The organism is Anaerotignum sp., from assembly GCF_017483025.1.
In the GTDB taxonomy this organism is placed as follows: domain Bacteria; phylum Bacillota; class Clostridia; order Lachnospirales; family Anaerotignaceae; genus Anaerotignum_A.
In genome coordinates this window covers 1-2,241 of record NZ_JAFUMA010000003.1, presented here as the reverse complement: position 1 = coordinate 2,241, position 2,241 = coordinate 1, and the positions used below count along the sequence as shown (strand labels likewise).

The 2,241-nt window shown below is 48.1% G+C and carries 2 protein-coding genes and 1 riboswitch; both genes read right to left on the bottom strand.

What is annotated here, in order from left to right; translation table 11 throughout:
• On the bottom strand, window positions 1-982 hold a 982-nt coding region (locus tag IJ369_RS00070), incomplete at its 3' end, for a formate--tetrahydrofolate ligase (RefSeq protein ID WP_290714481.1).
• A gap of 112 nt (window positions 983-1,094) precedes the next feature.
• Window positions 1,095-1,175, bottom strand: a riboswitch (ZMP/ZTP riboswitch).
• A 90-nt stretch (window positions 1,176-1,265) separates the two neighbouring features.
• On the bottom strand, window positions 1,266-2,241 hold a 976-nt coding region (locus IJ369_RS00065), incomplete at its 5' end, for a DNA translocase FtsK (RefSeq protein WP_290714478.1).

The window sequence follows — 2,241 nt, the reverse complement described above, 5'->3', positions numbered from 1 at the left end:
GAACAACTGCATCAGGTTTCAGGCCTGCTTTACGGCATTTAATATCAAAGAATTTTTCAGCACCCAGGTCTGCACCGAAGACAGCTTCTGTAACAACATAATCAGCAATTTTCATAGCTGTTTTTGTTGCTTTTACGGAGTTGCAGCCGTGAGCGATATTTGCAAAGGGACCACCGTGGATGATCGCCAGTGTATTTTCCAGTGTCTGAACCACGTTGGGCTGCAGAGCATCTTTCAGCAGAACTGTCATTGCGCCGTCAGCGCCGATCATTTTTGCTGTTACGGGTTCGTCGTCATATGTGTAGCCAACAATGATCTGACCCAGCATTTCTTTCAGCTGTTTCAGGTCGTTTGCCAGACAGAAAATAGCCATGATTTCGGAAGCTACTGTGATCTGGAAGGCATCTTCTCTGGGCACGCCGTTTACTTTGCCGCCCAGACCGGAGATCACGTTTCTCAGCTGTCTGTCGTTCAGGTCAACGCAGCGTTTCCAGGAAATTCTTCTGGGGTCGATGTTCAGTTCGTTGCCCTGCTGGATGTGGTTATCAACCATGGATGCCAGCAGATTGTTTGCTGTTGTGATGGCATGCAGGTCACCTGTGAAGTGCAGGTTGATATCTTCCATGGGAACTACCTGTGCATAACCGCCGCCAGCAGCGCCGCCCTTCACGCCCATGCAGGGACCCAGAGAAGGTTCACGCAGGCAAGTGATAGCGTTTTTGCCCATTTTCTGCAGTGCCTGTGTCAGGCCGATGGTCACTGTTGTTTTGCCTTCACCGGCGGGTGTAGGGTTAACAGCTGTTACCAGAATCAGTTTTGCATCGGGGTTGTCTTTGATTTCGTTATAGTATTTGTCGCTGATTTTGCCTTTATATTTCCCATAGCAATCGATATAATCTTCGGGGATACCTGCCTTTTCAGCAACTTTCAGGATATGTTCCATTTTACATTCCTGTGCGATCTGTAAGTCTGTCTTAAACATTCAAAAAACTCCTCTCCGTTTGGTGAATCTCCACCATTCACATAACTGGTTACCTTTCGCCTGCATCGTGCTGTTTTCCTTTCAAAAAAGAAAACGCCGCACACGATCCAAGCATCATCGCCCAGACGGTCGGCATTCGAATAGTCATACTCCCATGTGGTTATTTCCACTTCCGTCAGTCATATGACCCTATGTTGATGGTACTATACTTGTCCGGTTTTGTCAACGTCCTTTTCGCACAAAAAAGAACTGGTAATTCTACCAGTTCTTTCCCTATTTCAATTTAAATTTCTTCAGGCACAGAACCTGTCATTTCTTCCCATTCGCTTTTCGTAATGAGAACTTTTCTCGGCTTGCTGCCTTCTTCGGGGCCAACGATGCCGTGGCGTTCCAGATCATCCATCAGCCTTGCTGCGCGGTTATAGCCAATGCGGAACTGTCTCTGCAGCATAGAAACTGACGCCTTTTCCTTTTCCAGAATCAGATCTACCGCCTGACCGAAGAATTCATCAGAATCCTCCACCGCACCGCCGCCAGCCTTACCTGTAGATGTGATCTGGTCGATGGTTTCCTGGGTATAATAAGGCTTGCTGCTCTTCTTTAAGAAATCAACGATAGCTTCCACTTCCTGATCGGTTACAAAAGCACCCTGCAGACGGGAAGGCTTGCTCTGTCCGGAAGGATAGAACAGCATATCACCTTTGCCCAGCAGTTTTTCCGCGCCGACCATATCCAGAATGGTTCTGGAGTCGATGCCGGAAGATACGGCAAAGGCCAGTCTGGAAGGGATATTCGCCTTGATGACACCTGTGATAACATCAACGGAAGGACGCTGAGTCGCAATGATCAGATGCATACCAGCCGCTCTCGCCATCTGTGCCAGTCGGCAGATGGCATCTTCCACTTCGCCGGGAGCTGCCATCATCAGGTCAGCCAATTCATCGATGATGATAACGATCTGAGGCATCTTGCCCTTTTCATCACCCTTATCTCCCATCATTTTATTGAAGCCCTTGATGTCACGGACACCATGGGCCGCAAAATCGTTATATCTCTGAAGCATTTCTCTCACCGCCCAATTCAGTGCGCTGGACGCCTTTTTGGGGTCTGTCACAACGGGAATCAGCAAATGAGGGATGCCGTTGTATACACTCAGTTCAACCACTTTGGGGTCTACCAAAAGCAATTTTACATCTTTCGGATCAGACTTATAAAGGATACTTGTGATCAGCGTATTGATGCAGACGGACTTACCACTG